The organism is Rhodococcus sp. ARC_M5 (assembly GCF_022810405.1).
In the GTDB taxonomy this organism is placed as follows: domain Bacteria; phylum Actinomycetota; class Actinomycetes; order Mycobacteriales; family Mycobacteriaceae; genus Rhodococcoides; species Rhodococcoides navarretei.
This window is the reverse complement of the sequence record NZ_JALGQE010000001.1, coordinates 118,356-144,923: the sequence shown is the minus strand read 5'-3', so window position 1 is coordinate 144,923 and position 26,568 is coordinate 118,356. Positions and strand designations below refer to the sequence as shown.

Below are 26,568 nucleotides of genomic sequence, written 5' to 3'. Positions count from 1 at the left end.
CCCGAGTGGGTGGTTGCTACCAGGCTTCGTTCGTTCGAACGGCTTCGAGCAGCAGACGCACCGCGGCAACGCGTCGAGCCGCGTCTCCGGTGAGTGCGTCGAGGGCGCATTCGGGATCTGCCGGTGGGCCGAGGTGCGTGCATCCTCGGGGGCAGTTCTCGATCGTGTCGGCCAGATCGGAGAACGCTGCGACGACGTTCTCGGGGGAGATGTGCGCCAATCCGAACGACCGGATGCCGGGGGTGTCGACCACCCAGCCGCCGTCGGGGAGCGGTAGCGCCACCGACTGAGTCGAGGTGTGACGACCCTTTCCGACGCCCGAGACCACTCCGGTGGCGCGGTAGGCGTCGGGCACCAATCTGTTGACGAGCGTGGACTTCCCGACGCCCGAATGTCCGATGAGCGCGGTCACCTTGTCGGTGAGCATGGCCGTCAACTCCGTGAGGTCCTCCGATTGCCCCGCCAGCACCACCGGGACGTCGAGATCGGAGAACGCAGCGGTGAATTCCTCGGGGTCGGCAAGATCGCTCTTGGTCAGGCACAGAACGGGTTCGAGTCCGCCGACGTACGCGGCCACCAGTGCTCGCTCGACGAAGCCGGTGCGCGGTGGTGGGTCTGCGAGCGCGGCGACGATGAGCAGTCGGTCGGCATTGGCCACCACGACGCGTTCGAACGGGTCGGTGTCGTCCGCGGTGCGGCGCAGCACCGTTCGCCGTTCGGCCACGCGCACGATTCGGGCCAGAGTATCGACCTTGCCGGACAGATCTCCGACGATACCGACTTCGTCGCCCACCACGATCGGGGTTCGGCCCAGTTCGCGGGCCCGCATCGTCACGACCGGCCGAGAGGGGTCACCGTCGAGTACGCAGCCCCAGCGGCCGCGGTCGACGGACACCACCATGCCGGCTTCGGCATCGTTGTGTTGGGGTCGAGTCTTGGTGCGGGGACGCGAACTCTTGCCCGGCCGGATGCGGACGTCGGACTCGTCGTACCGGCGCGCGGTCAGGAGCCGACCCCGGTCGGTGCGGGTGCGGACAGCATTGCGTCCCACAGTATCTCGAAGCCGGGGAGGGTCTTGGCCGTCGTGCCGATGTCGTCCACTTCCACGCCGGGCACACGCAGCCCGACGATCGCTCCCGCGGTGGCCATGCGGTGGTCTGCATAGGCGTGCCAGACGCCGCCGTGCAGTGGTGCCGGATCGATTCTGATGCCGTCGTCGGTTTCGACCGCGCGCCCACCCAGTCGAACTATCTCGGTGGTCAGCGCCGCAAGGCGATCGGTCTCGTGACCACGCAGATGGGCGATGCCGCGCAGGATGGACGGCCCTTCGGCGAGAGTGGCGAGCGCCGCAACCGTCGGGGTCAACTCGCCGACGTCGTGAAGATCGAAGTCGATGCCGCGCAACGTATCCGGGCCCTCGACGGTCAAGATGCCTGCGGTGAGGTCGACGCGCGCGCCCATCCGGGTGAGGATCTCCCGGAAGACGTCACCGGGCTGGGTGGTCGTTTCGGGCCAATTCGGTACGCGCACGATGCCTTTCGTCACCACTGCCGCAGCGAGGAAGGGGGTGGCGTTGGACAGATCCGGCTCGATGTTCCACTCGACGGGCGTCACCGGTCCTCGGTGCACGCGCCAGGTGTTCGCGTCACCACCGGTATCGGGTGTATCGACTCGGACGCCCGCCCGTCGCAACATATCGACCGTCATGTCGATGTGGGGCATCGACGGGACGGGCTTGCCGATGTGGTGGATTTCGATGCCCTCGTCGAATGCCGCTGCGGAGAGCATCAGACCCGACACGAACTGCGAGGAGCCGGAGGCGTCGATGTCCACCGAACCCCCGCGCAGCGAACCCGTGCCCCGCAGCGTGAACGGCAGCGCACTGCCGTCGATATCGGCTCCCATTGCGCGCAGCGCGTCGAGGATCGTGTCGAGTGGACGAACACGCGCCTGCTCGTCACCGTCGAACGACACCTCGCCGTCGGCCAGTGCGGCCAGAGGCGGTACGAATCGCATCACGGTGCCCGCCAGCCCGCACTCCACAGCGCCGCCGTGCAGCGGTGCAGGGTTCACCCGCAGTGTTGTCCTGTCGTCTTCGGTAGCGATGATCTCGATTCCCAGCGTCGTCAGGGCGTCGATCATGAGGTCGGTGTCACGGCTGCGCAGTGCACCGGTGATCGTCGACGATCCGGTGGCGAGCGAGGCAATGATCAGAGCGCGATTGGTGATCGATTTCGACCCGGGCAGAGTGACTGTCGCGTCGACGGGTGCGACGGCGGCGGGTGCTGTCCAATTGCTCACCTGTCCATCTTCTCTCATTCGGTATCAGCGCGCGGCGATGGGCGCGGATACGGCACTCGTGAGCCGCACCAGATCGGCTGGTGCGAGTTCGATTTCCAGTCCGCGGCGACCGCCGCTGCACAGAATGGTTTCGAAACCGAGAGCCGAGACGTCGATCACGGTGGGCAGGGATTTGCGTTGGCCGAGAGGCGAGATCCCGCCGAAGACGTACCCGGAGGAGCGCTCGGCGGCAGCCCGGTCGGCCAGCGTGAGCTTCCTGGTGCGCAGAGCGGCTGCCGCGGCCTTGAGTGAGAGCAGTGCCGTCACCGGGACCATCGCCACCGCCAGCGAGCGATCTGCACGTTCCACGACGAGCGTCTTGAAGACCTGTTCGGGATCAACACCGAGCCGCTCGACGAGTATCTGGGCCGCCTCCTCGCCGTACGACTGGCTTCGCGCATCGTGATCGTACGAATGCACGGTGTGCGCCACCTTTCGCGCGGTGAGCACGGCCAGAGCGGGTGTGGACGCAGCCATCAACGGGACTCTAGTGGCCGCCCGGGAACATGGCGGCAGGCAGCTGTGTTGTGTAACGACAGATACGGATGCAGGCGGAAGGAATGACGAATGGCAGTGCTGACCGCGGGACGTCCCCTCGCATTGAAGGGGGTGATCTCTTCGCAGAAGCCGACTTCGGGCGCGGTAGCCTGGGCGGTGGAAGCTACCGAAGGGATCAGCGTGACAAAAGCCAGCAATCCCGTCGCTGCATCGGACGACGAGAAGGCGATCGCGGAGCAGAGAGCGGCCGAGACCGAGGCACAGTTGACCGAGCGCTTCGAGCGCGACGCGCTGCCGATGCTCGATCAGCTCTACGGCGCAGCTCTGCGGATGACGCGTAACCCGGCCGACGCCGAGGACCTGGTTCAGGAGACGTTCGTGAAGGCGTACTCGGCTTTCCGGTCGTTCCGAGAAGGGACGAACCTGAAGGCGTGGCTGTACCGAATCCTGACCAACACCTACATCAACTCCTACCGCAAGAAGCAGCGTCAGCCCGCTCAGTATCCGACCGACGAGATCAGCGACTGGCAGCTCGCCGCCACCGCCGAACATACGTCGACGGGTCTGCGATCGGCCGAGGTCGAGGCCCTGGACGCGCTGCCGGACGACGACATCAAAGCAGCGCTGCAATCGCTCCCCGAAGAGTTTCGGATGGCTGTGTACTACGCCGATGTCGAGGGTTTCCCGTACAAGGAGATCGCCGAGATCATGGGTACTCCCATCGGTACGGTGATGTCGCGTCTGCACCGCGGACGCAAGCAACTGCGGGGACTGCTGGCAGGCGTCGCGCGCGAGCGTGGATTCAACCGGGACGGCGCGGTCGACCGGCACGAGCAGGAGGTAGTCCAGTGACGGGCACCGAGAAGACCGACGACGGTGACGCACAGTTCGAGCGTCTCGACTGTTCCGCAGTGATCGCGGACGTGTGGGTGATGCTCGACAACGAGTGCGACGAAGCCAGCCGATCTCGTCTGCAGAAGCACATCGACGAGTGCGGATCGTGTTTCGAGGCATACGGAATCGAAGAGAAGGTCAAGCGATTGATCTCACGCAAGTGCGGAGGAGACCAAGCACCGGCCGGACTTCGCGAACGACTCAGTGTCGAGATTCGTCGAACCGTGTTGATTCGCCAGACGGACTCCGAGTAGTCGCAGGCGGTACAACGACGAGGGGCCGAGAAGCAGTCGCTTCTCGGCCCCTCGCGGCTTGTGGCAAACCGTCAGCTGTTCGGACGTTTGCCGTGGTTGGCCTTGTTGCCCTTACGAGCACGCTTCTTACGTCCACGCTTTCCCATGATGGGCTCCTCTCGTTTGTTCACTACAGTCTCCCACGTGTGATTGGCTTACTGTGACGGGCCTGGTCTCCGATGGGTGCCCAGCGCAGTTCGTGGTGACGTGAGAGAGGGGTTCGCCGATGTCCGAGGACGTTCGCGCGGAGATGGTGTCCACGGTATTTCAGGTGGTCGTGGCCCGAGGCGACGCCGTCGAGGTCGGTGACACCCTCGTGATCCTGGAATCGATGAAGATGGAAATTCCCGTGCTGGCCGAGACGGCAGGCACGGTCACGTCCGTGGACGTTGCGGTCGGCGACGTCATTCAGCAGGGCGACCTCATCGCCGTCGTGTCCTGAGCACGGGCCACCTGAGATCTCGTGTCGACCCTCAGTGACCTGCTGGCCGAACACACCGACCTTCCCGGCGTCGCGGTCGACCATCTGCAACGCGTCGTAGGTGAGTGGCAGCTGCTGGCCGATCTCTCGTTCGCCGACGTGCTGTTGTGGGTGGGCACCGACGATGTGTCCAGTGGGACCGCCGACGTGCTGTGCGTGGCCCAATGTCGACCCACCACCGCGCCGACGGTCTTCACTCACGACATCGTGGGAACGACTATCTCCGAGTCGGAGCACCCGGACGTGATGGTGGCTCTGCAGCAGCGCGAGATCGTTCGCGGAGGCGTCGTGACGCGGACCGAGAGCATCCCGGTGCGGTGCGGAGAGCACGTCATCGCGGTATTGACCCGCGACACCAATCCGGCCCAGCTACGACCGCCGAGCGCGCTAGAGGTGGCCTACCGAGAATGTGCCGACGACCTGTGCCTGATGATCAGTGAAGGGACCTTTCCCACCCCGGAAGAGCGCACCGATGTGAACTCGTCCCCGCGAGCAGGCGACGGTTTCATTCGAATCGACACCGAGGGACGGGTCGACTACGCCAGCCCCAACGCACTCTCGGCGTACCACCGGATGGGGTTGACGACGGAGCTGTCCGGGCGAGATCTGGCCTCGGTGACCCGGTCGCTGGTCACCGACCCCTTCGACTCACAGGAGGTGGCCGACCACATCAGGTCGTCGCTCAGCGGCAACGTCGGCCATCGTATGGAGGTCGACGCCCGCGGTGCCACCGTCCTCGTGCGCACTCTGGCCCTGCAGCCCCGGGGCAGGTCGACCGGTGCGGCCGTGTTGATCCGCGATGTCACCGAGGTGAAGCGTCGGGACCGCGCTCTGCTCAGCAAGGACGCGACCATCCGGGAGATCCACCATCGGGTGAAGAACAACCTGCAGACGGTTGCCGCGCTGTTACGCCTACAGTCGCGTCGCCTCGAGAACGAGGAAGCGCGAACTGCGTTGTCGGAATCCGTCCGTCGGGTGACGTCCATCGCGCTGGTGCACGAGATGCTGTCGATGTCGGTGGACGAGGAAGTGGACCTCGACGAGATAGTCGATCGACTGGTGCCGATCATGCTGGACGTGGCGACGGTCAATCCGCGGGTGCGTGTGACTCGCGACGGCAAGCTGGGAGTCTTCTCGGCCGAACGCGCGACGCCGTTGGTGATGGTGCTCACCGAACTCGTGCAGAACGCGATGGAGCACGGATTCGACGCCGGATCGGCCGGTGTCGTCCGGATCAGCGCCGACCGTTCCGCGAAATGGCTCGACGTGGTCATCCACGACGACGGGCGTGGGTTGCCCACTGGGTTCTCCCTGGAGCGCTCGGACGGACTCGGACTGCAGATCGTGCGCACACTGGTCTCGGTGGAGTTGAACGGATCGCTCGGTGTGCACCCGGCGGCGGGTGGGGGAACCGACGCGATGTTGAGGGTTCCTCTGGGGCGGCGCGTGCCGAGGCCGTGATGCACGTTCGGTGAACAGTGCGTGACGCGCTCTCCGGTGGTCCCTGGCACGCAGAAGGCCCGGTACCCCTGACGGGTACCGGGCCATACCGATTGCTGCGTAAGCGTCCTAGACGGAGCTGCGTGCGCGCGTACGTGCGTTGCGTCGCTTGAGTGCACGGCGCTCGTCTTCACTCATTGCGCCCCATACTCCTGCGTCCTGGCCGGATTCGAGTGCCCAGGACAGGCATTCAGCGGTGACGGGGCACCGAGTACAGACGACTTTGGCATCGGCGATCTGCGCGAGCGCCGGACCACTGTTTCCCACCGGGAAAAATAGTTCCGGATCTTCATCGCGACAAATAGCCTTGTGGCGCCAGTCCATCCTCTGCTCCTTACCGGGCGCCGAAGCGCCGTTTCGTTTCTCTTCTGTTCACGAGTGGGTAACCAATGTTTCCGCACTGTTGCTTGTGAATGCTTTCACGAACTCAGGTGAAGTCAAGGGATACGCGCGTGACCGTGGTCAAGCTCACTCTGTTAGGCTCGCTTTAGCCTTCTGCGCTCCTTTGTACCCCGAGTGAACAGATTTCGCTGGTGATTTCACGAGAACTGTGCTGTACGCCGCCCCATATACCCAGGGATGAGCCCTCTCACCTGGTCGGCGCGACGACCTCCAGCGCGTCGGGAGTCGAGAAGAACTCGGCTTCCGTACGTTCGCCCAGGTAGTCCCCATCCATCTGCAGACCGACCGGCTCCGCCGAAGAAATTCGGACACTCGGCACATCATCGATCCGAATCAGCTTGCGAGACTTGGGTTCTGCACCCTTTGCCAGTAACTGGCGCGACACCCGCAACGTGGGGAACAGAGCAGTCGACCGCATGCCGAACACGCCGAGACCCGAGTCGAAATCGGTACCCGGATTGGTGTGCACCGGCCTCTCGTTCAAATACGTCCACGGACTCGAGTTCGACACGAACGCATAGTGCACACCCTCGAACGGATCCTGCCCGGGAACCTCCACCGTCAACCGAGCCGGACGGCGCTTGTGCTTGAAGAACTCCTGCACCGAGAAGCGGAGGTAACGCGTCGCCGACACCGGCGTTCCGTCCTTACGGCTCGCATCGATCGCCCGACACACATCCGCGTCCAAACCCATCCCCGCATTGAACGTGAACCACCGATTGTCGCAATGCCCCAAGCCCACGGTCCGCCGCGCTCGCGCATCCAACAGGCCGATCAACTGATTGGTCGCCGCCACCGGATCCGCTTCGATACCGAGAGAACGCGCGAACACATTCGCACTGCCGCCTGGAACGACCGCGATAGGCGGAATCGCGCCGATCGTCACCGCCTGCATCGACGTCGGCAACGGCACTCCCAGCAAACCGTTGATCACCTCGTTGACCGTTCCGTCACCGCCGTGAACGATCACCAGGCCGACCCCGTCCTCACGGGCACCACGCGCGAGCTCCGACGCATGATCACGATGAGTCGTCTGCGCAACCGTCACCCGCACCCGACTCGACAACGCATGAGCCAACAGATCCCGAGCCGCAGCCGTCGTAGAAGTCGCATTGGGATTGACGATCAGCAGCGCACGCACGAGCACTGACACTAACCGGGTCGTTCCGCAGGCTCCACTCCGGTTGCCTGGGTCGTTCCGCAGGCTCCACTCCGGTTGCCTGGGTCGTTCCGCAGGCTCCACTCCGGTTGCCTAGGCTGGTCGCGTGTCCACCTCTCCCGAGAACCTCACCCCGCCGGCCACGTTCCGATCCGCCGGGGCGCTCGTCGCAGCGCAGGGCGTGGCCTCGTTGGTGGCCGCGTTCGTCCTACTCGCCCGGGCGTTCTCCGGTGAAGGGGAGAACGCCGTCGCCAACGGATACGGCACCGCGGGGTGGTTCGGCGTGCTGGGCCTCGGAGTCGGTGCGGCAGGCGTCGCCCTGATCCTCGGCAAACGGTGGGGACGGTCCATCGCCACCGTCGTGCAGCTGCTGTTGCTCCCCGTGGTGTGGTCGCTGTTGACCGGATCGCATCAGACCGTCTACGGCGTCGCTCTCGGTGTCGTGGTGCTCGGCGTGCTGGTGTTGCTGTTCAGCCCGCCGTCCTCTCGGTGGATGGCCGCCGAGTACAGCGACGTCGACGACGAACTCCGTTGAGGTAGTCGCTAGCGAGCTTGTGCGGCCAGCTCGGCCAGTGCATCCGCGGTCAGCCGGAACGTGGTCCACTCGTCCTGTGGCTCTGCTCCGAGCGAGCGGTAGAAGCCGATCGACGGGGTGTTCCAGTCCAGAACCGACCAGGCCAACCGCGTGTACTGCCGATCGACGCATTCGGCGGCCAACGCGGCGAGCAGTGCCGTTCCGAAGCCTTCTCCGCGCGCGGCGGGCTGCACGTAGAGATCCTCCAGATAGATTCCGTTCACACCGTCCCACGTGGAGAAGTTCAAGAACCACAGCGCGCACCCCACCACCGTCCCCTCGTGTTCGGCCACGTGCGCGAACACCGACGGCCCAGCGCCGAACAGAGCGGCACGAAGCTGCTCGTCTCGAACGGTGCACAGCGACGACGACTTCTCGTACGCGGCCAGTTCGTGCACGAGTGCGGTGATGGCGGGAACATCGGCCTCGGTGGCGCGGCGAATCATCCTCGGTTTCCTTTCTGTGCCGTGGCAGCGGTGAGAATCGAAGGGTGCACGTTGTGCGCGACGAGCTGGCGAAACGAGTGTTCGAAGCCGAGCAACGAATACGCGGCTGGCGAGAGGGCGAAGCGTTTGCCCTCGGTGACGGGGGCTTCGGTCCAGCCGGCGATCAGTGCGCGCGAGAAGTGGCCGTGGCCGACCAACACGACGTCGCGGCCGCTCAACAACGGCAGGACGACCGAGAGGACCAACTCGACGCGGACGGCGATGTCACCGATGGATTCACCACCCGGACACGGATGCGTCCATACGGTCCAGTGCGGCACCGTCTCGTGGATCTGCGTCGACGTGATGCCTTCGTAGTCGCCGTAGTCCCACTCGGACAACGCATCCCATGTTCGATCGACCTGCAGGCCTGCGAGCTCGGCGGTTCTGCGAGCGCGCTCCCGCGGGCTCGTGATCACCAGGGGATCGCGCAGCTTCAGCAGCCCGAGCAGCGATCCGGCCTCGACGGCCTGTTGCTCACCGGTACTGGTGAGAGGGACGTCGGTGTTGCCGGTGTGCTTGCCCGCCAGCGCCCATTCGGTCTCGCCGTGCCGGAGTAGAACGACTCTGCCTGCCTCGACGCCGCCGTGTGTGGTCATGGAACGATCATGCCTCCCGCGCGGATGTGGCCCTTGTCATAGGTGGCCTGCAGATGTGTCCGATTTGCCGATTGAGTACGGACCTACCGGCCGGTTACATTCGTTTCACATTTTTGCTCTTCGGGCGACGCAGCTCTGCCGTCGTGCGGCCCGCTGCCTCGTAGCGCCTTCTCATCGACCAGGAGAATCATGACCGACCTGCAGAAACCCGCGTCGTCCGATGCGCCGGAGAAGCTCGACGGTGCGTTGTTGAAGATCGCCGGGGTCGTCGTACTCGGGGCCATCATGTCCATTCTCGACGTCACCGTCGTCAGCGTCGCGCTCCGGACCTTCACCGACGTCTTCGATACGACCTACGCCAACGCCGCATGGACGATGACGGGCTACACGCTCGCCCTTGCCACCGTCATCCCCCTGACCGGGTGGGCTGCCGATCGGTTCGGAACCAAGCGGCTCTACATCACCGCGCTGGTGCTGTTCGTCCTCGGTTCGGTGCTGTGCAGCTTCGCCTGGGACATCACGTCTCTCATCGTGTTCCGAGTGCTGCAGGGCCTCGGCGGCGGCATGTTGATGCCCCTGGGCATGACGATCATGACGCGCGCTGCCGGCCCCGAGCGAATCGGGCGCGTGATGGCCGTCCTGGGTGTCCCGATGCTCATCGGGCCCATCGCGGGACCGATCCTCGGCGGCTGGCTGATCGAGGCGGCGAGCTGGCACTGGATCTTTCTCATCAACCTGCCGATCGGCATCCTCGCGCTGATCGCAGCCGTGGCGATCTTCCCCAAGGACAATCCGACTCCGTCCGAGTCCTTCGACTTCCGGGGAATGCTCATGCTCTCGCCCGGACTCGCTCTGTTCCTCTACGGCGCGTCGTCGGTCGTCGAAACCGAGACCGTTCTTGCAGTGCAGGTGCTGGTCCCGGTCATCGTCGGGCTCGTGTTGATCGTGCTCTTCGTCTTCCATGCACTGCGCGTGCAGCATCCCCTGATCGATCTACGACTGTTCGAGAACAGATCGCTGACAGTGGCCGTGATCACCACGACGCTCTTCATGGTGGCCTTCATGGGCGCGGGCCTGCTGTTCCCCAGCTACTTCCTGCTTCGAGGCGAAACGACACTGACGGCCGGACTCCTGCTCGCACCGCAGGGCATCGGCGCGATGATCGCGATGCCGATCGCCGGGGTGATTGCCGACAAGTTCGGTCCCGGCAGGATCGTGCTGGTGGGCATGGTGCTCATCACGGCAGGCATGGCCGTGTTCACACAGGTCGGCACCAGCACGTCCTACACATTGCTCATCGGTGCGCTCTTCGTCATGGGACTCGGCCTCGGGTCGACCATGATGCCGATCATGACGGCCGCGCTACAGACGCTGACCGACGACACGGTCGCACGCGGTTCGACGTTGATGAACATCGTTCAGCAAGCAGCGGGGTCGATAGGCACCGCGCTGATGTCGGTGGTGTTGACCGCTCAGCAGAAGCCCGCGCTGACCGCGACCAGTCAGTTCGAGGCCTTCGACATCTCGGCCAGGGCCTTCGGCACCACCTTCATGGTTGCGTTGGTTCTGATCGTCGCCACGTTCGTTCCCGCCTTCTTCCTGCCCAGGACGAAGCACGTGAGCGAGCGGTCTTCAGCTCCGATCACGCTGCACTGACGCGCCCGAGAGATGCCGAACCCTCGCTCATCGGCTCGATGTAGGCAAGGATCAGGGCCGTGACGACAATTCTCGCGGTAGCGAATCAGAAGGGCGGCGTCGCCAAGACCACCACGGTGGCTTCCCTCGCGGCAGCGCTGCATGCTCTCGATCGGCGAGTCCTGGTGGTCGACCTCGACCCGCAGGGTTGCCTGACGTTCTCGCTCGGACACAACCCGGACAAGCTCGATTCCTCGGTGCACGAGGTGCTGACCGGGGATGCGAAGGTCGAGGACGTGCTGATCGAGACTGCGGAAGGAATCGTGCTGTTGCCGGCGACGATCGATCTCGCCGGCGCAGAAGCTCTGTTGCTGATGCGTGCGGGTCGAGAATTCGCACTCAAACGAGCTCTCGCGCCGATCCTCGAGGACTTCGACGTCGTCGTCATCGATTGCCCGCCTTCACTGGGAGTGCTGACCCTCAACGGGCTCACCGCCGCGCAGTCGGTGCTCGTGCCCCTGCAGTGCGAGACTCTCGCTCATCGCGGGGTCGGTCAGTTGTTGCGGACGGTGTCCGAGGTGCAACAGATCACCAACCCCGACCTGGCATTGCTCGGTGCCCTTCCCACACTGTTCGACGCCCGCACCACGCACAGCAGAGATGTGCTCGGCGATGTCTCGGACCGCTATTCGATGCCGGTTCTCGCGCCGCCGATTCCGCGGACCGTACGCTTCGCCGAGGCCAGTGCATCGGGCGCAACCGTGCTCTCAGGACGAAAGAACAAGGGCGCGCAGGCCTATCGAGAACTCGCCGAGAATCTGCTGGCGTACTGGGACGGCACAGCCGATCTGAAGACCTACGACCCGGCACAGTAGAACCACGCCGACGCGAACGAGTCAGCCGAGAGCGACCACGTCGGCACCGCGCTGTTCGACGACCACATCGCCGATCACCGACGTCTGTATCGGGCCGTCGTAGCCCCCTCGGTCGACCGGAATGTCGGCCAACGAGACACCGGTGGCGATATCGACCACCGAGATGGCGTCGGGCACGGGTACGAGAAGTCGGCCGGCCATGACCGCTCCACCTCCGAGGGCTCCAGGGACGGTCCAGAGCGGACTCAGGCCGGTGGAATCGAACGCCTGGACTCCGGTGCCGGTGAACCAGCTGAACACCGAGCCTGCTGTTGTCGCAGGGAAATTCGGGGAGTCCCGGATAGGGGAGAGGTCTTCCGGGAGAATGAATTCGGATGTTCTCGCGGCCGTACCGTCGTACAGGCCCACTCGGTCCGGAGTGCCGTTCGCCGCTGGAATGTAGAGCGCGACAAGGCTTCCGGTGATCGCGATGATGCGTCCGGCAGTCGGTCCCTCCGCTTCGGGAACGAGCTCGGGCACCACCGTCGACCCGTATTCCTCGGGTTCACTCGCATCCTCGGGTGCCGGGTCGAGCAACGACAACCGAGCAGCAGCTTCTCCCGGGCATTGTTCGAGCACCGCTGTTCGTGAGTTCGTCGAGGCCGAGGACAGCAGCGTGCACCCGTTTCTCGGCTGGCTCCCCGGATTGACCGGAGCATCCACGCGCCCGTATTCGAGTGTGCGCACCATGTCCGATCGCCACAGCTCCATGCGGGTGTCGCCTCTCGACGTCACGTAGGTGCCGTCGGACGACAGGCGCACCGCATCGTCGGCGTCGGACGTGCGTTGAGCCGTGCGTTCTCCCGTTGGCCCGTCGAGTTCGGTCACCTGCGAGCAGCCGCGGTCGTCACGGTAGACCGCGACCGCCGTATTCCACGACGAGACCACCGAGCACAGTGGGAGATCGCGTGTGTACGACCAGGATTGCTCACCCGACCGTGGATCGCGGCCGAGGACGGAACCGCCGTCGGCAGTGACCACCGTGGAGCCGGTGACGACAGGAAACGGGGTTCGCGCCGATTCCGTCGCCGCGCTGGGCGCGCGCCACAGTTCGGTCAGGGCAGTAGGCACCGAGGTCGCTGGTTCGGCCTGGGGCAATGGCTCCTCGGCCGGTATCGACGTGGTACCGCGAGCGTCGCCGGTGAACCAGGCGATGCTCGCGGCAACCACTACGACCACTGCGATGACGGCGGCAGCGGTGAGGTCGGTTCTCGTCCGACGTTCTGGAGCCAGCACGGCGGAATGTTATTCCGATGCGCTCGCAGTCGACGGTCCGGCCTCGGCGGACGATCCGCTGGAGCGACGACGCCTGCGGCGGCGCGGAGCGGTCTTGGTGGCCGTGTCGGCGGACGCCGTGTCTGCCGTATCCGACTGTCCTACAACCGAATTCGAGGCAGGTGTGGCATCGGCCTGTGTAGCGGAGGTTGCGGCAGCGTTGTCGCCGTCCTGCCCTGCGCGGGTACGACGGCGACTGCGCGAGCGGCGCGGCTTGGTCGCCGACGACGCGTCGGCCGCAGGCGCAGCCGCACTCGTCTCGCCGTCGTCCGCCTTCTCCGGGGCGCGCGAGGGTGCCTTGCGCACCGTGCCGGTGGCGTCCGTGGCGATCCCGAGGTCGGTGAACAGGTGCGGCGAGCTCGAGTAGGTCTCGACCGGATCCGGCATCCCGAGGTCGAGAGCCTTGTCGATCAGCTGCCAACGGGGGATGTCGTCCCAGTCGACCAGGGTGACGGCGATGCCGGTGCGTCCTGCGCGGCCGGTGCGGCCGATGCGGTGCACGTAGGTCTTCTCGTCCTCGGGGCACTGGTAGTTGATGACGTGGGTGACGTCGTCGATGTCGATACCGCGTGCTGCGACGTCGGTTGCCACCAGCACGTCGATCTTGCCCGTCCGGAACGACTTGAGAGCCTTCTCGCGCTGTACCTGGCCGAGGTCACCGTGCACGGCTCCGACCGAATATCCGCGCTCGGCCAGTTCGTCGGCGACCTTCTGCGCGGTGCGCTTGGTGCGGGTGAAGACCATCGTGGCACCGCGACCCTCGGCCTTGAGGACCTTGGCGACCATCTCGACCTTGTCGAGGGCGTGCGCCCGGTAGACGTGCTGGGCGGTGCGGTCGTGTACGGCCGAGGATTCCGCTTCCTCGGCGCGGATGTGCGTCGGCTGCGTCAGGAACGTCCGGGCCAGGGTGATGATGGGTCCCGGCATGGTGGCGGAGAAGAGCATCGTCTGCCGCTTGTCGGGAACCATGCCGAGAATTCGTTCGATGTCGGGCAGGAACCCGAGATCGAGCATCTCGTCGGCCTCGTCGAGAACCAGAACCCCGACCTTGCCGAGTATCAGGTGGTTCTGCTTGGCGAGGTCGAGCAGTCGGCCGGGGGTACCGACGACGACGTCGACGCCGCTCTGGAGCGCGCTGATCTGCGCCTCGTACGGGCGGCCGCCGTAGATGGAGAGCACCTTGACGGGGCCGTTGGCGCCGCTGAGGTACTTGGACGCGTTCTCGAGGTCGGAGCTGACCTGAACACACAGTTCACGGGTCGGCACGATCACCAGGGCGCGCGGGGTGCCGTCGAGCGGGGAGGTACCGGAGTTGTCCGTGGCGAGTCGGTGCAACAGTGGCACACCGAAGCCGAACGTCTTGCCCATTCCGGTGCGCGCCTGCCCGATGAGGTCGTCGCCCGCGATGGCGAGCGGCAGCGTCAACTCCTGGATGGCGAAGGTGCGCTCGATGCCCATTTCGGAGAGCGCGCGAACGATGGTGGCGTCCACGTTCAGCTCGGCGAACGTGGGCGGCACATGCGTGTCGTCCAGCTGCGCCGACAGAGTGGTGTCGCCGGTATCGGATTCTTGGTCGATGACTATCTTGCTCAGGGGACTGGCCTTCCTCGTGGTCGAACGTGCGCACGAGGAAGGGCACAGGCCTATTGCCGGCCGAAGTCGATGCCCTCGATCCGATGTGATGTCGCCGTCGGCCTCAGCGCGGCCGCGAACGTCGATGTTCGCTGCGGCGAAGCCGTCATGGCGACCCGGATCAGGTGCGCACACATTATCGATGACCGTCGCGTGCTTCATCGGTCCGTTCCATCGGCCCGCGAGCGACGATCGAGCACCATGGTAGCTTGCCGAACGGAATTCTCCATCGTCGGCAGGTCACGGCCGGTCCGACGCGTGCCGCGACGAGGCGTCGCGCACGGGACTACGATTGCCAGCCATGGGAGCCCATTCGTCGGAGCCGTCGTCCTCAGTTTCACCCACCACGCTCGTCGAGTCGCCCGAGTCGGACCGAGCCGAGCCGGCGATCGCACACGATCACCCCGGTATTCCGGATCTGTTCGCGGTGCTCGCGTACGGCGAGATCTCTGCGTTCTATCGCCTGGCCGAGGACGCTCGAATGGCACCGTCCATGGAGGGTCGCGTTGCCCTGGCGAGCATGGCGGCCGCGGAGATGAGCCACTTCGAGACGCTGCAGCGCGCTCTGTCGGACCGCGGGCTCGACGTCTACGCGTCGATGGATCCCTTCGTTCGGGCACTGGACGAGTACCACGAGTCGACGACGCCGTCGACGTGGTTGGAGTCGTTGGTCAAGGCATACGTGGGTGACGGCATCGCGGCCGACTTCTATCGTCAGATCGCGCACAGTCTCGACCCGGACGTGGCCGAGATCGTCCGCGAGGTGCTCGCCGAGACCGGACACTCCGAGTTCGTCGTGCACGAGGTGTCCGACCGTGTGCGGGCCAGCTCCCAGGAGAAGGCGCGACTGATGCTGTGGGGACGTCGTCTGCTCGGGGAGGCCATCACGCAGGCACAGTTCGTGCTCGCCCGCCGCGAATCGTTGACCGACCTGGTCATCACCGCCTCGGGAGACCTCAACGGGGTCGTGGCGCTGTTCGATCGAATGCAGGAGCAGCACTCGGAACGCATGTCCTCGCTCGGCCTGGACTGACCGCCGGAGCCCGGTGTTCGCTGACAGCACACCGATGATTGGCGGCTGGGTCGACGCCGCTGCACTAGCCTGGCGTGAGCAGAGTTGTCGAGAGTTCGGAGGTTGACCGTGGAGGTCAAGATCGGTGTTTCGGAGAGTTCCCGTGAGCTCGTCGTGAACAGCACGCAGTCCCCAGCCGAGGTCGAAGCGCTCGTGTCGACCGCCTTCGCCGACAAGGACGGAGTGCTGTCGTTGGAGGACGAAAAGGGACGCAAGTTCTTGGTTCAGGCTTCCAAGGTGTCGTACGTGGAGATCGGCCCGTCCGATCCTCGAAAGGTCGGGTTCGCCACCACCTGAGATTTCGGTCGGAACGCAACGCGCCCCTCACTCCATGTGGTGAGGGGCGCGTTGCGTCGGTGGGACCGAGCTACGGCGACTGCAGGGGGACGTGTGACAGACCGCCCCACGCGAGTGAGACCGTCGTGTCGACGGCGTCTTCCTTGGAGATCGGGCGGTCGGCTTCGAGCCAGTAACGCGCGGTGAACTGGCTGGCGCCGACCAGGCCGACGGCCAGCACGCGGGCCCGATACGGATCGAGTCCCGAATCGTGGGCAACCAGGTCGAAGACGGCGTCGACGCATGCCTCGGTTGCCTGCTCGACTCGCGCGTTGACCTGTGGATCACCCATCAGATCCGACTCGAACACCAGGCGGAAGCCCTGAGTGTCGGTGTCGACGAAGTCGTAGAACGCCAGCACCGCGGCCCGAACACGCTGCCGATTGTCCGTCGTCGAGCGCAGGGCCTGACGGACGCCCGCGATCAGGGTGTCGACGTAGCTCTGCAGAACCGCCAGGTACAGCTCGAGTTTTCCGGGGAAGTGCTGGTACAGGACCGGTTTGCTCACGCCCGCGCATTCGGCGATCTCGTCCATTCCGGACGCGTGATATCCGCGGGTGACGAATATTTCGCTCGCAGCGGCGAGTAACTGCGCCCGACGGGCATCGCGCGGCAGCCGTGCGCTGCGCCGATTGCCGGTGGTCGCCGGCCGGTCCGAGGACCGTCGGTCGTCGAGATCTGTCATCTGATTCTGTTCCCATCGCGTCGACTACTGCGCTCGTCTTGGTTCGACAACGAACGATCCGGCATGAACTCCCGGCGGGTGGCCGTCGGTTCGGACCGCTCGTAGCGCAGATCACGGGCAACGATACTCGTGGCCGTCGGCACCATTGGGATCCTGGGGGATCGTTCCGAAAAGTAGCAAAGCCGAATCGGATCGAACGGTTTGTTCGTAGGATGTTTTTCGTACCGAAAGCCCGATAGTTCCAGCCCCGGCATCGGCGTGCCGAGCGGCGGGCGGTGAGGATTGTGAGATCGTGTTCGAGTGACTGACCGAGGCGGGCCGCGGATCCGCGGTGGTGTGCAGTCCGGCGGCGTCGACGACGAGTACGACGATCGGTCGGACGACTTCCCGCGCACGGTGGGAAGTCGAGGGTCCCATCAGCCTCTTCGTGCGCAGTGGGATCCGACGCAGCGCGAGGTCAAACAGCGCAGTCGTCGACCGGAACGCGATGTACGGAAGCAGAGCCAGCTCGGCAAGTTCGCGTCCACCTACGGCTGGCGTGCGTACGCGGTACCGATTCTCATCGTGGTGACCGCGCTCGTCGTATTCGATGCCGTGCGTACCGGCGACCCCGTCACCGGTACCGCAGCGCAGTCGACCAACGCCGATCCGGGCTTCGGCACCCTGAGTTCGGATACGACGGCAGGAACCGGAATCATCGGCGTGCCACCGCAGGCCGACGGCAACTTCGCCGCGTCGATCTCCTCGGGGGAACTTCCCGACGGTGGTCCGTTCGCTGTGGAAGGTGCCGGAACCTGGCGCACGGTGCTGGGCACCACCGAGCAGGTGGGTCAGGGGACCGAGCGGGTGTTCACCTACACGGTCGAGGTCGAGGACGGTGTCGACACCGTCGGATTCGGCGGCGACGAGTCGTTCGCCCGCCTGGTGGATCAGACGCTCGCCAACCCGAAGAGTTGGACCAACGATCCACGGTTCGGATTCCGGCGAATCGATCAGGGCGATCCCGACTTCAGGATCTCGCTGACGTCGCAGCTGTCGATCCGGCAGGCTTGTGGTTACGACATCCAGCTCGAGGTGTCCTGTTACAACCCGGGCATCGAACGAGTGGTGTTGAACGAGCCGAGATGGGTGCGCGGAGCAATCTCTTTTCAGGGCGACATCGGCTCGTACCGTCAGTATCAGATCAACCACGAGGTGGGCCACGCCATCGGCTATCAGCAGCATCAGCCGTGCGAGACCGACGGTGGCTTGGCCCCGGTGATGATGCAGCAGACCTTCGGAACGTCCAACGACGACATCGCGCGTTTGGACCCGGAGGGGGTCGTGCCGATGGACGGAAAGACGTGCAGGTTCAATCCGTGGCCTTACCCGCGAGGGTGATCGGCCGAAAGTCGGGACGGACCGGGGATTAGATTCGAACGCGGCGCTCCGGGTCATCGGGTGCCGTGTCGAGTCGAGGAGCGTCGCTGCGTCGTGGTCCATCTACCCCCGCTGGTCGAACCCGCCGGTGAACTGACACCCGAGGACGTCGCGCGGTACAGCCGACACCTGATCATCCCCAGCGTGGGAACCGAGGGGCAGAAGCGGCTGCGCAATGCTCGCGTGCTCGTCGTCGGTGCCGGGGGGCTGGGGTCACCTGCATTGCTCTATCTCGCTGCCGCGGGCGTGGGGACGCTGGGCATCGTGGAATTCGACGACGTCGAGCTCTCCAATCTGCAGCGTCAGATCATCCACGGCCGGTCGGATGTGGGTCGCTCGAAGGCAGACAGCGCCAGGGACTCGATTCTCGAACTCAACGACGGCGTCGAGGTGACGCTGCATCGCGTCCGACTCGACTCGTCCAATGCCCTCGACCTCTTTCGGCAGTACGACCTGGTGCTGGACGGAACGGACAATTTCGCCACCCGATACCTCGTCAACGATGCGGCCGCCATGGTCGGTATCCCGTATGTGTGGGGCTCGATCTATCGATTCGAGGGTCAGGTATCGGTGTTCTGGGACGCAGCGCCGGGTGGCGTCGGCATCAACTATCGCGATCTGTACCCCGAGGCTCCGCCGCCGGGCATGGTGCCGTCGTGCGCCGAAGGTGGGGTGCTGGGGGTGCTGTGTGCGTCGATCGGGTCGATCATGGTGACCGAGGCCATCAAGCTGATCACCGGAATCGGCGAGACGCTGCTGGGCCGACTGATGATCTACGACGCACTGGCGATGAGTTATCGAACCGTCGGACTGACGCGTGATCCGCATCGAACGCCGATCACCGAGCTGATCGATTACGAGGCGTTCTGTGGAGTGGTTCCGGCCGCCGAATCCACCGGCGAATCGATCACTCCGGGGGAGCTGCGCGCGATGATGCAGTCCGGAAACGAGGTTGCCCTCATCGACGTACGTGAGCCGGTGGAGTGGGACATCGTCCACATCGACGGTGCTCGACTGATTCCCAAGGACCGAATCCTCTCCGGGGCGGCGATGGCCGATCTGCCGCAACACGTCCCCATCGTGCTCTACTGCAAAACCGGCATCAGGTCCGCTGAAGTGCTCGCCGCCCTCGTCGGTGCCGGTTTCTCCGACGCCACCCACCTGCACGGCGGAATAGTGGAGTGGGCCAAGCAAATCGAACCCGGTCTGCCCATCTACTGATGTGGTGCGTGTGCGCGTCGTCCGCAGCGGCACCACGATCGGCGGTACCGTGAAGTTCGTGAGCTCTGTCGAACCTCCTCAGCACGTGATCTCTACGTTCGGGCTGCGCGATGTCGAGCCGGCACCTCTCGGTGCGGACTGGGACGGCGGATGGCGTCTGGGTGACGTGGTTCTGTCGCCGGTGGCAGACCATGCGCGCGCCGCGTGGTCGGCAAAGGTGCGCGAGACGTTGACGGTGGACGGGGTTCGGCTCGCTCGCCCTGTGCGCTCCACCGACGGTCGGTACGTCGTATCGGGCTGGCGCGCAGACACGTTCGTGGCCGGTGAGCCCGAACCCCGCCACGACGAGGTCGTCTCGTTGTCGATGCGCTTGCACGCGGCGACTGCGCAACTCGAGCGCCCCCGATTTCTGGTTCAGCCCCCGGTGGCCCCGTGGGCGGACGTGGACGTGTTCGTCGCAGCGGACAGAGCGGCCTGGGAGGCCGTTCCACTGCGCTCGGCTCGCGGCGCGGGCGCACCCGAGCCGTCGTCCAGTGACGGCAAGAGCAGTCTCGAACTGGTCAAACAGCTTGCGACGCTGCGTAAGCCCGTGGAGTCACCGGACCAATTGGTGCACGGCGATCTGTTCGGAACGGTGCTGTTCTCGGGCAGCGATGCGCCCGGCATCAGCGACATCACCCCGTATTGGCGTCCTGCACCCTGGGCTGCCGGGGTGGCCGTGGTCGACGCACTGTCCTGGGGGGATGCCGACGACGGTCTGGTCGGCCGCTGGGACGATCTACCGGAATGGCCGCAGATGTTGCTGCGCGCGTTGATGTTTCGTCTCGCAGTGCATGCGCTTCATCCGCGATCGACGTCCGAGGCCTTCCCCGGTCTCGCGCGAACAGCGGACTTGGTGCGCCTCATTCTGTGAGTTTCGCTACGCGGGCGAGCGGTTCGGCCAGCTCGTGGAACAGCGATCGAGCGGCGAGCATCGCGCGGGCGGCGTCACCGTCGATGACCGCCTGTACGAGCGCGGTGTGTTCGTCGACGTAATCGTTGTCGTGCTCGATGGCGTGGTGGCGCATGGCGTCGTGGATCACCGGCAGCAGCGAATCGTAGAACTCCAGGTAGATCGCGTTGTGACTGGCCGAGACGATGGCGCGGTGCAGGTGGGCGTCGATCCGAACGGCATCGGCCAGTGGCGTCGGGTTCGACCAGGCCACGTTGCGGTCCTCCAGCGCGCCGAGCATCACACGGATGTCGTCGTCGTTGCGTCGGTCGGCTGCGAGTGCGGCCGCAGTGACTTCCAGGGTTTCGCGTAGCTCGGTGACGTCGCGGTGTCGGGCGTCCGAGAAGTACTTGCCGAGCGTGCCGCCCAGATCCGAGCACGTCATGACGAACGTGCCCGATCCCTGCCTGCGCTCGACCATGCCGGCGTGGACGAGTGCCTGCACCGCTTCGCGCACGGTGTTGCGTCCGGTGCCGGTCATCTCACACAGTTCGGGCTCGGTGGGGATCCGTGTGCCCACCGGCCATCGCTGCGACGTGATCTCGTCGCGCAGCTGAGCGGTGACCTGGGAAATCAGGCTCGATCGCTGGACCTGCCGCACGTGGACTCCTCGGGCTGGGGACGTTGCGCCGTCGATATTAGTGCTTTGCACCCGATGATCCGGTCATCCTATGATTACGCGGTGAGTGCCCCTACCGTTTCCGAGACCACCCCGACCGGTACGTCGCTCGTCCGCGGGCGCCTCCTGGTGTTCGCGGCCATCGTTCTCTCCGCACTGACTCTGCGCGCCGCGGTGACGTCCATCAGTCCACTGTTCGGCAGGATCGGCACCGACCTGCAGTTCGGGGACACGGTGATCGGCATCGTCGGAATGTTGCCGCCCGCGATGTTCGCCGTGTTCGGGCTGGCCACGCCGCTTCTGGCCAAGCGCACCGGACTCGAGCGAGCCGCATTGCTGGCCATGGCTCTGACCACCGTCGGCATGGCCACCCGCGCGTTCGCGCCGAACACCGCGTCGTTGCTGGCACTATCCGCGATCGCTCTCGCGGGCATGGGTATCGGCAACGTCGTCATTCCGCCGTTGGTCAAACGGTATTTCTCCGATCGCCTCGCTGTGGTGAGCACCATCTACATCTGTGCCATGCAGATCAGCACCATGATTCCGCCCCTGCTCGCGGTCCCCGTCGCGGATGCCCACGGGTGGCGGCTCTCGATCGGAGTATGGGCGATCGTCGGCGTTGCCGCTGCACTGCCGTGGCTCGGCGTCGTGATCTCCCGACGCGGCCGCGACGAGAAGGACGTCTCGGCCGAGGCCGGTTCGGCGGCCGTCCACACCCGGTCCGGTGGCCGGATCCATCACTCCTCGCTCGCGTGGGGAATGGTGATGATGTTCGCGATGACGTCGCTGATCACGTACTCCATGCTCACCTGGCTGCCGACGCTGTTGATCGACTCGGGTATCGGCGAAGGGTTGGCCGGTGCCTCGGTTGCCGCCTTCGGCGCGATGGGGTTGATCACCTCGTTGGCTGCGCCGACTCTCTGCGCGAAACTGCGCAATCCGTTCGGCCTCGTCATGCTTGCCGCGGTGTGCTACCTCGGCGGCTTCGCGGGCCTGCACTGGTCGCCCGGCACCGGAACGGTGGTCTGGGTGTGCCTGGTCGGGCTCGGCACGATGACCTTCCCGATGTCGCTGACGCTGATCAACCTCAGGACACGCACGGCGGTGGGATCGTCCTCGCTCTCGGGATTCACCCAGGGGCTGGGCTACGTGGTGTCCTCGACGGGCCCGATCCTGTTCGGGCTGCTGCACACCGAGTCCGGGGGATGGGGACTGCCGCTGGTTCTGCTGACCGGCTGCGTGGCGGTTCTGCTGGTCGGTGGGTTTCTGTGCTGCCGACCGCGGATGCTGGAGGACACCTGGTGATGCAGAACGCTCGGTGACACTTCATCTCACGTCGGTGCTCGAGGGCGCGTGAGACCAAGTTAATCAGCGAGTCACCGCACGCAGCGCCGCTGCAACATGGCTTTCCTATGTTCGGTCCACACACCGATCAGGAGGCCACACGTGACCAGCCTTTCTCGCAGCGCTTCGGCAGATGCCGACTCCGCCACCACGGCGGCCGTTCCGCCCGGAACAGTTCCCGTCTCTGTCGACCATCACATCGCGCACTGGAATTCCGAGGACGTCGAGGCCTGGGAGGCCGGCGGCAAGCAGATCGCCAAGCGCAATCTGATCTGGTCGGTCATCGCCGAGCACGTCGGATTCTCGATCTGGTCGATCTGGTCGGTGATGGTGCTGTTCATGCCGTTGTCGGTCTACGGAATCGACGCTGCGGGCAAATTCTTTCTCGTGGCCGTACCCACACTCGTCGGGGCGATCCTGAGGATTCCCTACACCTTCGCCACGGCCAAGTTCGGTGGACGTAATTGGACCATCTTCAGTGCGCTGGTGTTGCTGATCCCCACCGTGCTGACGATGTACTTCATGCTCAACCCGGCGTCGTACACCACGTACATCATCGTGGCCGCGTTCGCCGGACTCGGTGGTGGCAACTTCGCATCCTCGATGACCAACATCAATGCGTTCTATCCTCAACGCGAAAAGGGATGGGCGCTCGGGCTCAACGCAGGCGGCGGCAACATCGGCGTGCCCGTCATCCAGCTCATCGGCCTGTTGGTCATCGCCACCGTCGGAAACACCGCACCCGAGATCGTCTGCGCCGTCTACCTCGTGTTCATCGCGCTGGCCGCCGTCGGTGCCGCGCTGTACATGGACAATCTCGACAACCAGAAGACCAACGGCCGGTCCATGATCGACGTACTCAAGTTCTCGGACTCGTGGTGGATCGCGTTCCTCTACATCGGTACGTTCGGATCGTTCATCGGATTCAGCTTCGCGTTCGGACAGGTTCTCCAGATCAACTTCCTCGCCGGCCTCACCGACGGAGCGCCTGCAACTCCGGCGCTGCAGGCGCAGGCGTCGCTGCAGGCCGCCCAGATCGCCTTCATCGGGCCGTTGCTCGGCTCGCTGTCTCGTCCGTTCGGCGGCAAGCTCGCCGACAAGATCGGTGGCGGCAAGATCACCCTGTACACGTTCGTGGCGATGACCTTCTCCACCGGAATTCTGGTCGCGGCCAGTACCTGGGACGATTCGACTCCCGGGGCGGCCAGCGGCACCGTCATGGTGCTCTTCGTCGTCGGATTCATCGCCCTCTTCCTGCTCTCCGGAATCGGAAACGGATCGGTCTACAAGATGATCCCTGCCATCTTCGCCGCGAAATCCACTGCGCTGCAGGGTATGACCGTCGACGAGCAGCAGCACTGGTCGCGCAAGATGTCCGGCGCACTCATCGGCATCGCCGGCGCGATCGGCGCTCTCGGTGGTGTGGGCATCAACCTGGTGCTCCGCGCGTCGTACTCGGGTGAAGCGAAGTCGGCCACCACGGCATTCTGGGTGTTCCTCGTGTTCTACGTCGTGTGCGCCGCCGTCACCTGGGCGATCTACCTCCGTAGGACGAACTCCGCGGATGCCGACGCACCGGTCGCGGTCTGAGGATTCATCACCGGCAGGGACGAGACACAGTGCACGGCAACGCAGAATCGGAAGGACCCGTTGTGAAGAACGCGGTAGTGGTAGGTCATGGAATGGTCGGACACCGATTCGTCGAAGCGTTGCGTGCGCGCGACGAGGCGGCCGAGTGGAAGGTCACGGTCCTGTGCGAGGAAGCACTGGCGGCCTACGACAGGGTGGGACTGTCCTCCTACGTCGGTGCCTGGGACCACAAGGAACTCGCATTGGCGGGCAACGACTATCCCGGTGACACACTCGTCGAGATGCGCACCGGAGTCCGTGCCGATCGCATCGACCGTGACCACCGCACCGTCGTGACCTCGACGGGCGACACGGTCGAGTACGACGCGCTCGTCCTCGCCACCGGTTCCTATCCGTTCGTCCCACCGATCGCCGGACACGACCTGCCCGCGTGCTTCGTCTACCGCACCCTCGACGATCTGGACAAGATCCGTGCACGCGCCGACGCCGCTGGACCGGGAGCCGTCGGTGTCGTGGTCGGCGGTGGCCTCCTCGGTCTCGAAGCGGCCAACGCGCTGAAGAAGATGGGCATGACCCCGCACGTCATCGAGTTCGCTCCACGATTGATGCCGCTGCAGGTGGACGAGGGCGGCGGCGCGCTGTTGGCCCGTCTCGTCACCGAACTCGGGTTGAACGTCCATGTGGGAGTGGGCACGTCGTCGATCACCGAGAACGACAGCGCAGGCCTGACGATCGAATTGAGCGACGGCAGCACGATAGACGCCGCTCTGCTGGTGTTCTCCGCCGGTGTACGGCCCCAGGATCGGCTGGCCCGCGAGAGCGGGCTCGAGGTCGGCGAACGCGGCGGCATCATGGTCGACATCGGTTGCAGTACTTCCGATCCCGCCGTCTACGCCATCGGCGAATGCGCGGCGGTCGAAGGTCGGTGCTACGGCCTGGTCGCACCCGGATATTCGACGGCGGAGGTCGTGGCGGACCGATTGCTCGGCGGCGCAGCGCAATTCCCTGGTGCCGACATGTCCACCAAACTCAAGCTCATGGGAGTCGATGTCGCGAGCTTCGGCGACGCGATGGCGGCCACTCCGGGGGCTCTGGAGGTGGTGTTCAGCGACGCACCCAAGGGCACGTACGCCAAGCTCGTCGTGACCGACGACGCGAAGACCCTCCTCGGCGGCATCCTCGTCGGCGACGCCTCCGCGTACTCGCTGTTGCGTCCGCTCGTCGGACGTGAGTTGCCCGGTGACCCGGGTGCCCTGATCTCACCCGCAGCCGAACAGGTCGGTATCGGTGCGCTGCCGGACGACGCCGAGATCTGTTCCTGCAACGGCGTGAGCAAGGGTGCCATCTGCTCGGCTGTCGCCGACGGAGCCTGCGATCTGCCCGCCGTGAAGAGCTGCACCACCGCGGGGACCACCTGCGGCGGATGCCTGCCGTCCATCAAGTCGTTGCTGGCGGCGTCCGGGGTGGTGCTCTCGAAGTCGTTGTGCGAGCACTTCTCTCAGTCCAGGGCCGAGCTGTTCGAGATAGTTCGGGCGACCGACACCCGTACGTTCTCCTCGCTGATCGCCAAGTACGGTGCGGGAACCGGCTGTGACATCTGCAAGCCCGTCGTGGCGTCGATCCTCGCATCGACGTCCTCGGATCACATTCTCGACGGCGAGCAGGCGTCGCTGCAGGACACCAACGATCATTTCCTGGCCAACATCCAGAAGAACGGCACGTATTCGGTGGTGCCTCGGATGCCAGGCGGCGAGTGCACGCCCGAGCAGCTCATCGTCATCGGCGAGGTCGCTCGCGATTTCGGGCTGTACACCAAGGTGACCGGAGGCCAGCGCATCGACATGTTCGGTGCCCGCGTCGAGCAGTTGCCGGCGATCTGGAAGCGCCTCGTCGACGCCGGGATGGAATCTGGTCAGGCGTACGGGAAGTCGCTGCGCACGGTCAAGAGCTGCGTGGGATCCACGTGGTGCCGCTACGGCGTCCAGGACTCGGTGGGTATGGCAGTGGACCTGGAGAACCGTTACCGCGGCCTACGGTCGCCGCACAAGATCAAGTTCGGCGTCTCTGGTTGCGCGCGAGAATGCGCCGAGGCCCGTGGCAAGGACGTCGGAATCATCGCGACGGAGGGTGGCTGGAACCTCTACGTGGGCGGCAACGGCGGGCAGTCACCCAAGCACGCTCAATTGCTGGCCTCCAACCTCGACGACGCCACTCTGGTCAGCTACATCGACCGCTACCTCATGTTCTACGTGCGTACCGCCGACCGTTTGCAGCGCACGGCACCGTGGCTCGAATCGCTCGACGGGGGCCTGGACCACCTCAGGGCCGTCGTGTGCGAGGACAGCCTCGGGATCGGCGCAGAGCTCGAAGCAGACATGTCACGTCACGTCGCCGGATACAAGGACGAATGGGCCGGTGTGCTCGAAGACGACGAGAAGCTCGGTCGATTCGTCTCGTTCGTCAACGCCCCGAGTGAGGCGGACCCCACCATCTCGTTCGACGAGTCCGGGGCTCGCAAGGTCCCGGTGCTGATGGGGATGCCTCGAGTCGGCGCATAGGGCGAACGCGGGACCTGACAACCGGCGGGTCACGAAACTGAGTGCATGTGCA

The 26,568-nt window shown here is 65.2% G+C and carries 27 protein-coding genes; 15 read left to right on the top strand and 12 right to left on the bottom strand.

Features of this window, described 5'->3' with window-relative positions; translation table 11 throughout:
* Nucleotides 1–16: 16 nt before the first annotated feature.
* Genes rsgA through ybaK form a run of 3 tightly spaced genes read right to left on the bottom strand, consistent with a single transcriptional unit; the run spans nucleotide 17 to nucleotide 2,820 of the window.
* Nucleotides 17–1,051 carry a ribosome small subunit-dependent GTPase A gene (gene rsgA / locus MTX34_RS00700; protein ID WP_243608096.1) on the bottom strand — a complete coding sequence of 345 codons (1,035 nt, stop codon included), beginning with the start codon at nucleotides 1,049–1,051 and terminating at the stop codon, nucleotides 17–19.
* Entirely contained in the window at nucleotides 1,003–2,319 is a 1,317-nt protein-coding gene (aroA, locus tag MTX34_RS00695) for a 3-phosphoshikimate 1-carboxyvinyltransferase (protein WP_243608095.1), read from the bottom strand. The genes rsgA and aroA overlap by 49 nt, the downstream gene beginning before the upstream one ends.
* Before the next feature lie 6 nt (nucleotides 2,320–2,325).
* Nucleotides 2,326–2,820 (bottom strand): Cys-tRNA(Pro) deacylase, encoded by a 495-nt coding sequence (gene ybaK / locus MTX34_RS00690; RefSeq protein WP_243608094.1) that lies wholly within the window; start codon nucleotides 2,818–2,820, stop codon nucleotides 2,326–2,328.
* Between the two features lie 87 nt (nucleotides 2,821–2,907).
* On the opposite strand from ybaK, the gene MTX34_RS00685 reads away from it, so the two are divergent.
* Entirely contained in the window at nucleotides 2,908–3,690 is a 783-nt protein-coding gene (locus tag MTX34_RS00685; RefSeq protein WP_243593531.1) for a sigma-70 family RNA polymerase sigma factor, read from the top strand.
* Nucleotides 3,687–3,986: a mycothiol system anti-sigma-R factor gene (gene rsrA / locus MTX34_RS00680; protein WP_308198099.1), complete on the top strand. Its 300-nt coding sequence runs from the start codon at nucleotides 3,687–3,689 to the stop codon at nucleotides 3,984–3,986. The genes MTX34_RS00685 and rsrA overlap by 4 nt, the downstream gene beginning before the upstream one ends.
* Before the next feature lie 71 nt (nucleotides 3,987–4,057).
* Here the strand turns inward: rsrA and MTX34_RS26115 are convergent, their stop codons facing one another.
* Nucleotides 4,058–4,132: a 50S ribosomal protein bL37 gene (locus MTX34_RS26115; protein ID WP_370878772.1), complete on the bottom strand. Its 75-nt coding sequence runs from the start codon at nucleotides 4,130–4,132 to the stop codon at nucleotides 4,058–4,060.
* 119 nt (nucleotides 4,133–4,251) lie between these two features.
* Between MTX34_RS26115 and MTX34_RS00675 the strand changes: the two genes are divergently transcribed.
* Together MTX34_RS00675 and MTX34_RS00670 are read left to right on the top strand one after the other, a co-directional pair.
* The gene (locus MTX34_RS00675) at nucleotides 4,252–4,467 is read left to right on the top strand and encodes a biotin/lipoyl-binding carrier protein (RefSeq protein WP_008717734.1); all 216 of its coding nucleotides are present in this window, start codon (nucleotides 4,252–4,254) and stop codon (nucleotides 4,465–4,467) included.
* A gap of 21 nt (nucleotides 4,468–4,488) precedes the next feature.
* Nucleotides 4,489–5,967, top strand: a complete 1,479-nt coding sequence (locus tag MTX34_RS00670) for a sensor histidine kinase (RefSeq protein ID WP_243593530.1) — start codon at nucleotides 4,489–4,491, stop codon at nucleotides 5,965–5,967.
* A gap of 108 nt (nucleotides 5,968–6,075) precedes the next feature.
* Here MTX34_RS00670 and MTX34_RS00665 read toward each other — a convergent pair whose 3' ends face one another.
* Both MTX34_RS00665 and MTX34_RS00660 read right to left on the bottom strand, forming a co-directional pair.
* On the bottom strand, nucleotides 6,076–6,330 hold the full coding sequence (locus MTX34_RS00665) for a WhiB family transcriptional regulator (protein WP_032366305.1): 255 nt from the start codon (nucleotides 6,328–6,330) through the stop codon (nucleotides 6,076–6,078).
* 265 nt (nucleotides 6,331–6,595) lie between these two features.
* Nucleotides 6,596–7,549 (bottom strand): diacylglycerol kinase family protein, encoded by a 954-nt coding sequence (locus tag MTX34_RS00660; protein ID WP_243593529.1) that lies wholly within the window; start codon nucleotides 7,547–7,549, stop codon nucleotides 6,596–6,598.
* A 124-nt stretch (nucleotides 7,550–7,673) separates the two neighbouring features.
* Between MTX34_RS00660 and MTX34_RS00655 the strand changes: the two genes are divergently transcribed.
* Entirely contained in the window at nucleotides 7,674–8,102 is a 429-nt protein-coding gene (locus MTX34_RS00655; RefSeq protein WP_243593528.1) for a hypothetical protein, read from the top strand.
* A gap of 8 nt (nucleotides 8,103–8,110) precedes the next feature.
* Here MTX34_RS00655 and MTX34_RS00650 read toward each other — a convergent pair whose 3' ends face one another.
* The gene (locus tag MTX34_RS00650; RefSeq protein ID WP_243593527.1) at nucleotides 8,111–8,587 is read right to left on the bottom strand and encodes a GNAT family N-acetyltransferase; all 477 of its coding nucleotides are present in this window, start codon (nucleotides 8,585–8,587) and stop codon (nucleotides 8,111–8,113) included.
* The gene (locus MTX34_RS00645; protein WP_243593526.1) at nucleotides 8,584–9,225 is read right to left on the bottom strand and encodes an acid phosphatase; all 642 of its coding nucleotides are present in this window, start codon (nucleotides 9,223–9,225) and stop codon (nucleotides 8,584–8,586) included. The genes MTX34_RS00650 and MTX34_RS00645 overlap by 4 nt, the downstream gene beginning before the upstream one ends.
* Nucleotides 9,226–9,414: 189 nt before the next feature.
* Between MTX34_RS00645 and MTX34_RS00640 the strand changes: the two genes are divergently transcribed.
* Together MTX34_RS00640 and MTX34_RS00635 are read left to right on the top strand one after the other, a co-directional pair.
* A complete protein-coding gene (locus MTX34_RS00640; RefSeq protein WP_243593525.1) occupies nucleotides 9,415–10,881 on the top strand; it encodes a DHA2 family efflux MFS transporter permease subunit in 1,467 nt (488 codons plus the stop codon).
* 59 nt (nucleotides 10,882–10,940) lie between these two features.
* A complete protein-coding gene (locus MTX34_RS00635) occupies nucleotides 10,941–11,735 on the top strand; it encodes a ParA family protein (RefSeq protein ID WP_243593524.1) in 795 nt (264 codons plus the stop codon).
* A gap of 21 nt (nucleotides 11,736–11,756) precedes the next feature.
* On the opposite strand, the gene MTX34_RS00630 is transcribed toward MTX34_RS00635, so the two are convergent.
* Both MTX34_RS00630 and MTX34_RS00625 read right to left on the bottom strand, forming a co-directional pair.
* On the bottom strand, nucleotides 11,757–13,010 hold the full coding sequence (locus MTX34_RS00630) for a hypothetical protein (protein ID WP_243608093.1): 1,254 nt from the start codon (nucleotides 13,008–13,010) through the stop codon (nucleotides 11,757–11,759).
* Nucleotides 13,011–13,019: 9 nt separating this feature from the next.
* On the bottom strand, nucleotides 13,020–14,843 hold the full coding sequence (locus MTX34_RS00625; protein WP_243608092.1) for a DEAD/DEAH box helicase: 1,824 nt from the start codon (nucleotides 14,841–14,843) through the stop codon (nucleotides 13,020–13,022).
* Nucleotides 14,844–14,982: 139 nt separating this feature from the next.
* Here MTX34_RS00625 and MTX34_RS00620 point away from each other — a divergent pair, with 139 nt between their 5' ends.
* Both MTX34_RS00620 and MTX34_RS00615 read left to right on the top strand, forming a co-directional pair.
* Nucleotides 14,983–15,714: a ferritin-like fold-containing protein gene (locus tag MTX34_RS00620; RefSeq protein ID WP_243593521.1), complete on the top strand. Its 732-nt coding sequence runs from the start codon at nucleotides 14,983–14,985 to the stop codon at nucleotides 15,712–15,714.
* A 108-nt stretch (nucleotides 15,715–15,822) separates the two neighbouring features.
* Nucleotides 15,823–16,050, top strand: coding sequence for a DUF3107 domain-containing protein (locus MTX34_RS00615; protein WP_243593647.1), 228 nt, complete (start codon nucleotides 15,823–15,825; stop codon nucleotides 16,048–16,050).
* 70 nt (nucleotides 16,051–16,120) lie between these two features.
* On the opposite strand, the gene MTX34_RS00610 is transcribed toward MTX34_RS00615, so the two are convergent.
* The gene (locus MTX34_RS00610; protein WP_094674752.1) at nucleotides 16,121–16,774 is read right to left on the bottom strand and encodes a TetR/AcrR family transcriptional regulator; all 654 of its coding nucleotides are present in this window, start codon (nucleotides 16,772–16,774) and stop codon (nucleotides 16,121–16,123) included.
* A 300-nt stretch (nucleotides 16,775–17,074) separates the two neighbouring features.
* Here MTX34_RS00610 and MTX34_RS00605 point away from each other — a divergent pair, with 300 nt between their 5' ends.
* From MTX34_RS00605 to MTX34_RS00595, 3 genes are all read left to right on the top strand, one after another.
* Nucleotides 17,075–18,154 (top strand): DUF3152 domain-containing protein, encoded by a 1,080-nt coding sequence (locus MTX34_RS00605; RefSeq protein ID WP_374230222.1) that lies wholly within the window; start codon nucleotides 17,075–17,077, stop codon nucleotides 18,152–18,154.
* 93 nt (nucleotides 18,155–18,247) lie between these two features.
* Nucleotides 18,248–19,414: an adenylyltransferase/sulfurtransferase MoeZ gene (gene moeZ, locus MTX34_RS00600; protein WP_243608091.1), complete on the top strand. Its 1,167-nt coding sequence runs from the start codon at nucleotides 18,248–18,250 to the stop codon at nucleotides 19,412–19,414.
* Nucleotides 19,415–19,472: 58 nt separating this feature from the next.
* Nucleotides 19,473–20,327 carry a TIGR02569 family protein gene (locus MTX34_RS00595; RefSeq protein WP_094614482.1) on the top strand — a complete coding sequence of 285 codons (855 nt, stop codon included), beginning with the start codon at nucleotides 19,473–19,475 and terminating at the stop codon, nucleotides 20,325–20,327.
* Here MTX34_RS00595 and MTX34_RS00590 read toward each other — a convergent pair.
* Nucleotides 20,317–21,006 (bottom strand): FadR/GntR family transcriptional regulator, encoded by a 690-nt coding sequence (locus MTX34_RS00590; RefSeq protein ID WP_243608090.1) that lies wholly within the window; start codon nucleotides 21,004–21,006, stop codon nucleotides 20,317–20,319. The two genes, MTX34_RS00595 and MTX34_RS00590, sit on opposite strands and share 11 nt — an antisense overlap.
* 81 nt (nucleotides 21,007–21,087) lie before the next feature.
* Here MTX34_RS00590 and MTX34_RS00585 point away from each other — a divergent pair, with 81 nt between their 5' ends.
* The 3 genes from MTX34_RS00585 (at nucleotide 21,088) to nirB (ending at nucleotide 26,516) form a co-directional block, all read left to right on the top strand.
* Nucleotides 21,088–22,329 (top strand): MFS transporter, encoded by a 1,242-nt coding sequence (locus tag MTX34_RS00585; RefSeq protein ID WP_243608089.1) that lies wholly within the window; start codon nucleotides 21,088–21,090, stop codon nucleotides 22,327–22,329.
* 237 nt (nucleotides 22,330–22,566) lie between these two features.
* On the top strand, nucleotides 22,567–23,958 hold the full coding sequence (locus tag MTX34_RS00580; RefSeq protein ID WP_243608442.1) for a NarK/NasA family nitrate transporter: 1,392 nt from the start codon (nucleotides 22,567–22,569) through the stop codon (nucleotides 23,956–23,958).
* Between the two features lie 62 nt (nucleotides 23,959–24,020).
* The gene (nirB, locus tag MTX34_RS00575; RefSeq protein ID WP_308198450.1) at nucleotides 24,021–26,516 is read left to right on the top strand and encodes a nitrite reductase large subunit NirB; all 2,496 of its coding nucleotides are present in this window, start codon (nucleotides 24,021–24,023) and stop codon (nucleotides 26,514–26,516) included.
* Nucleotides 26,517–26,568 lie beyond the last annotated feature (52 nt).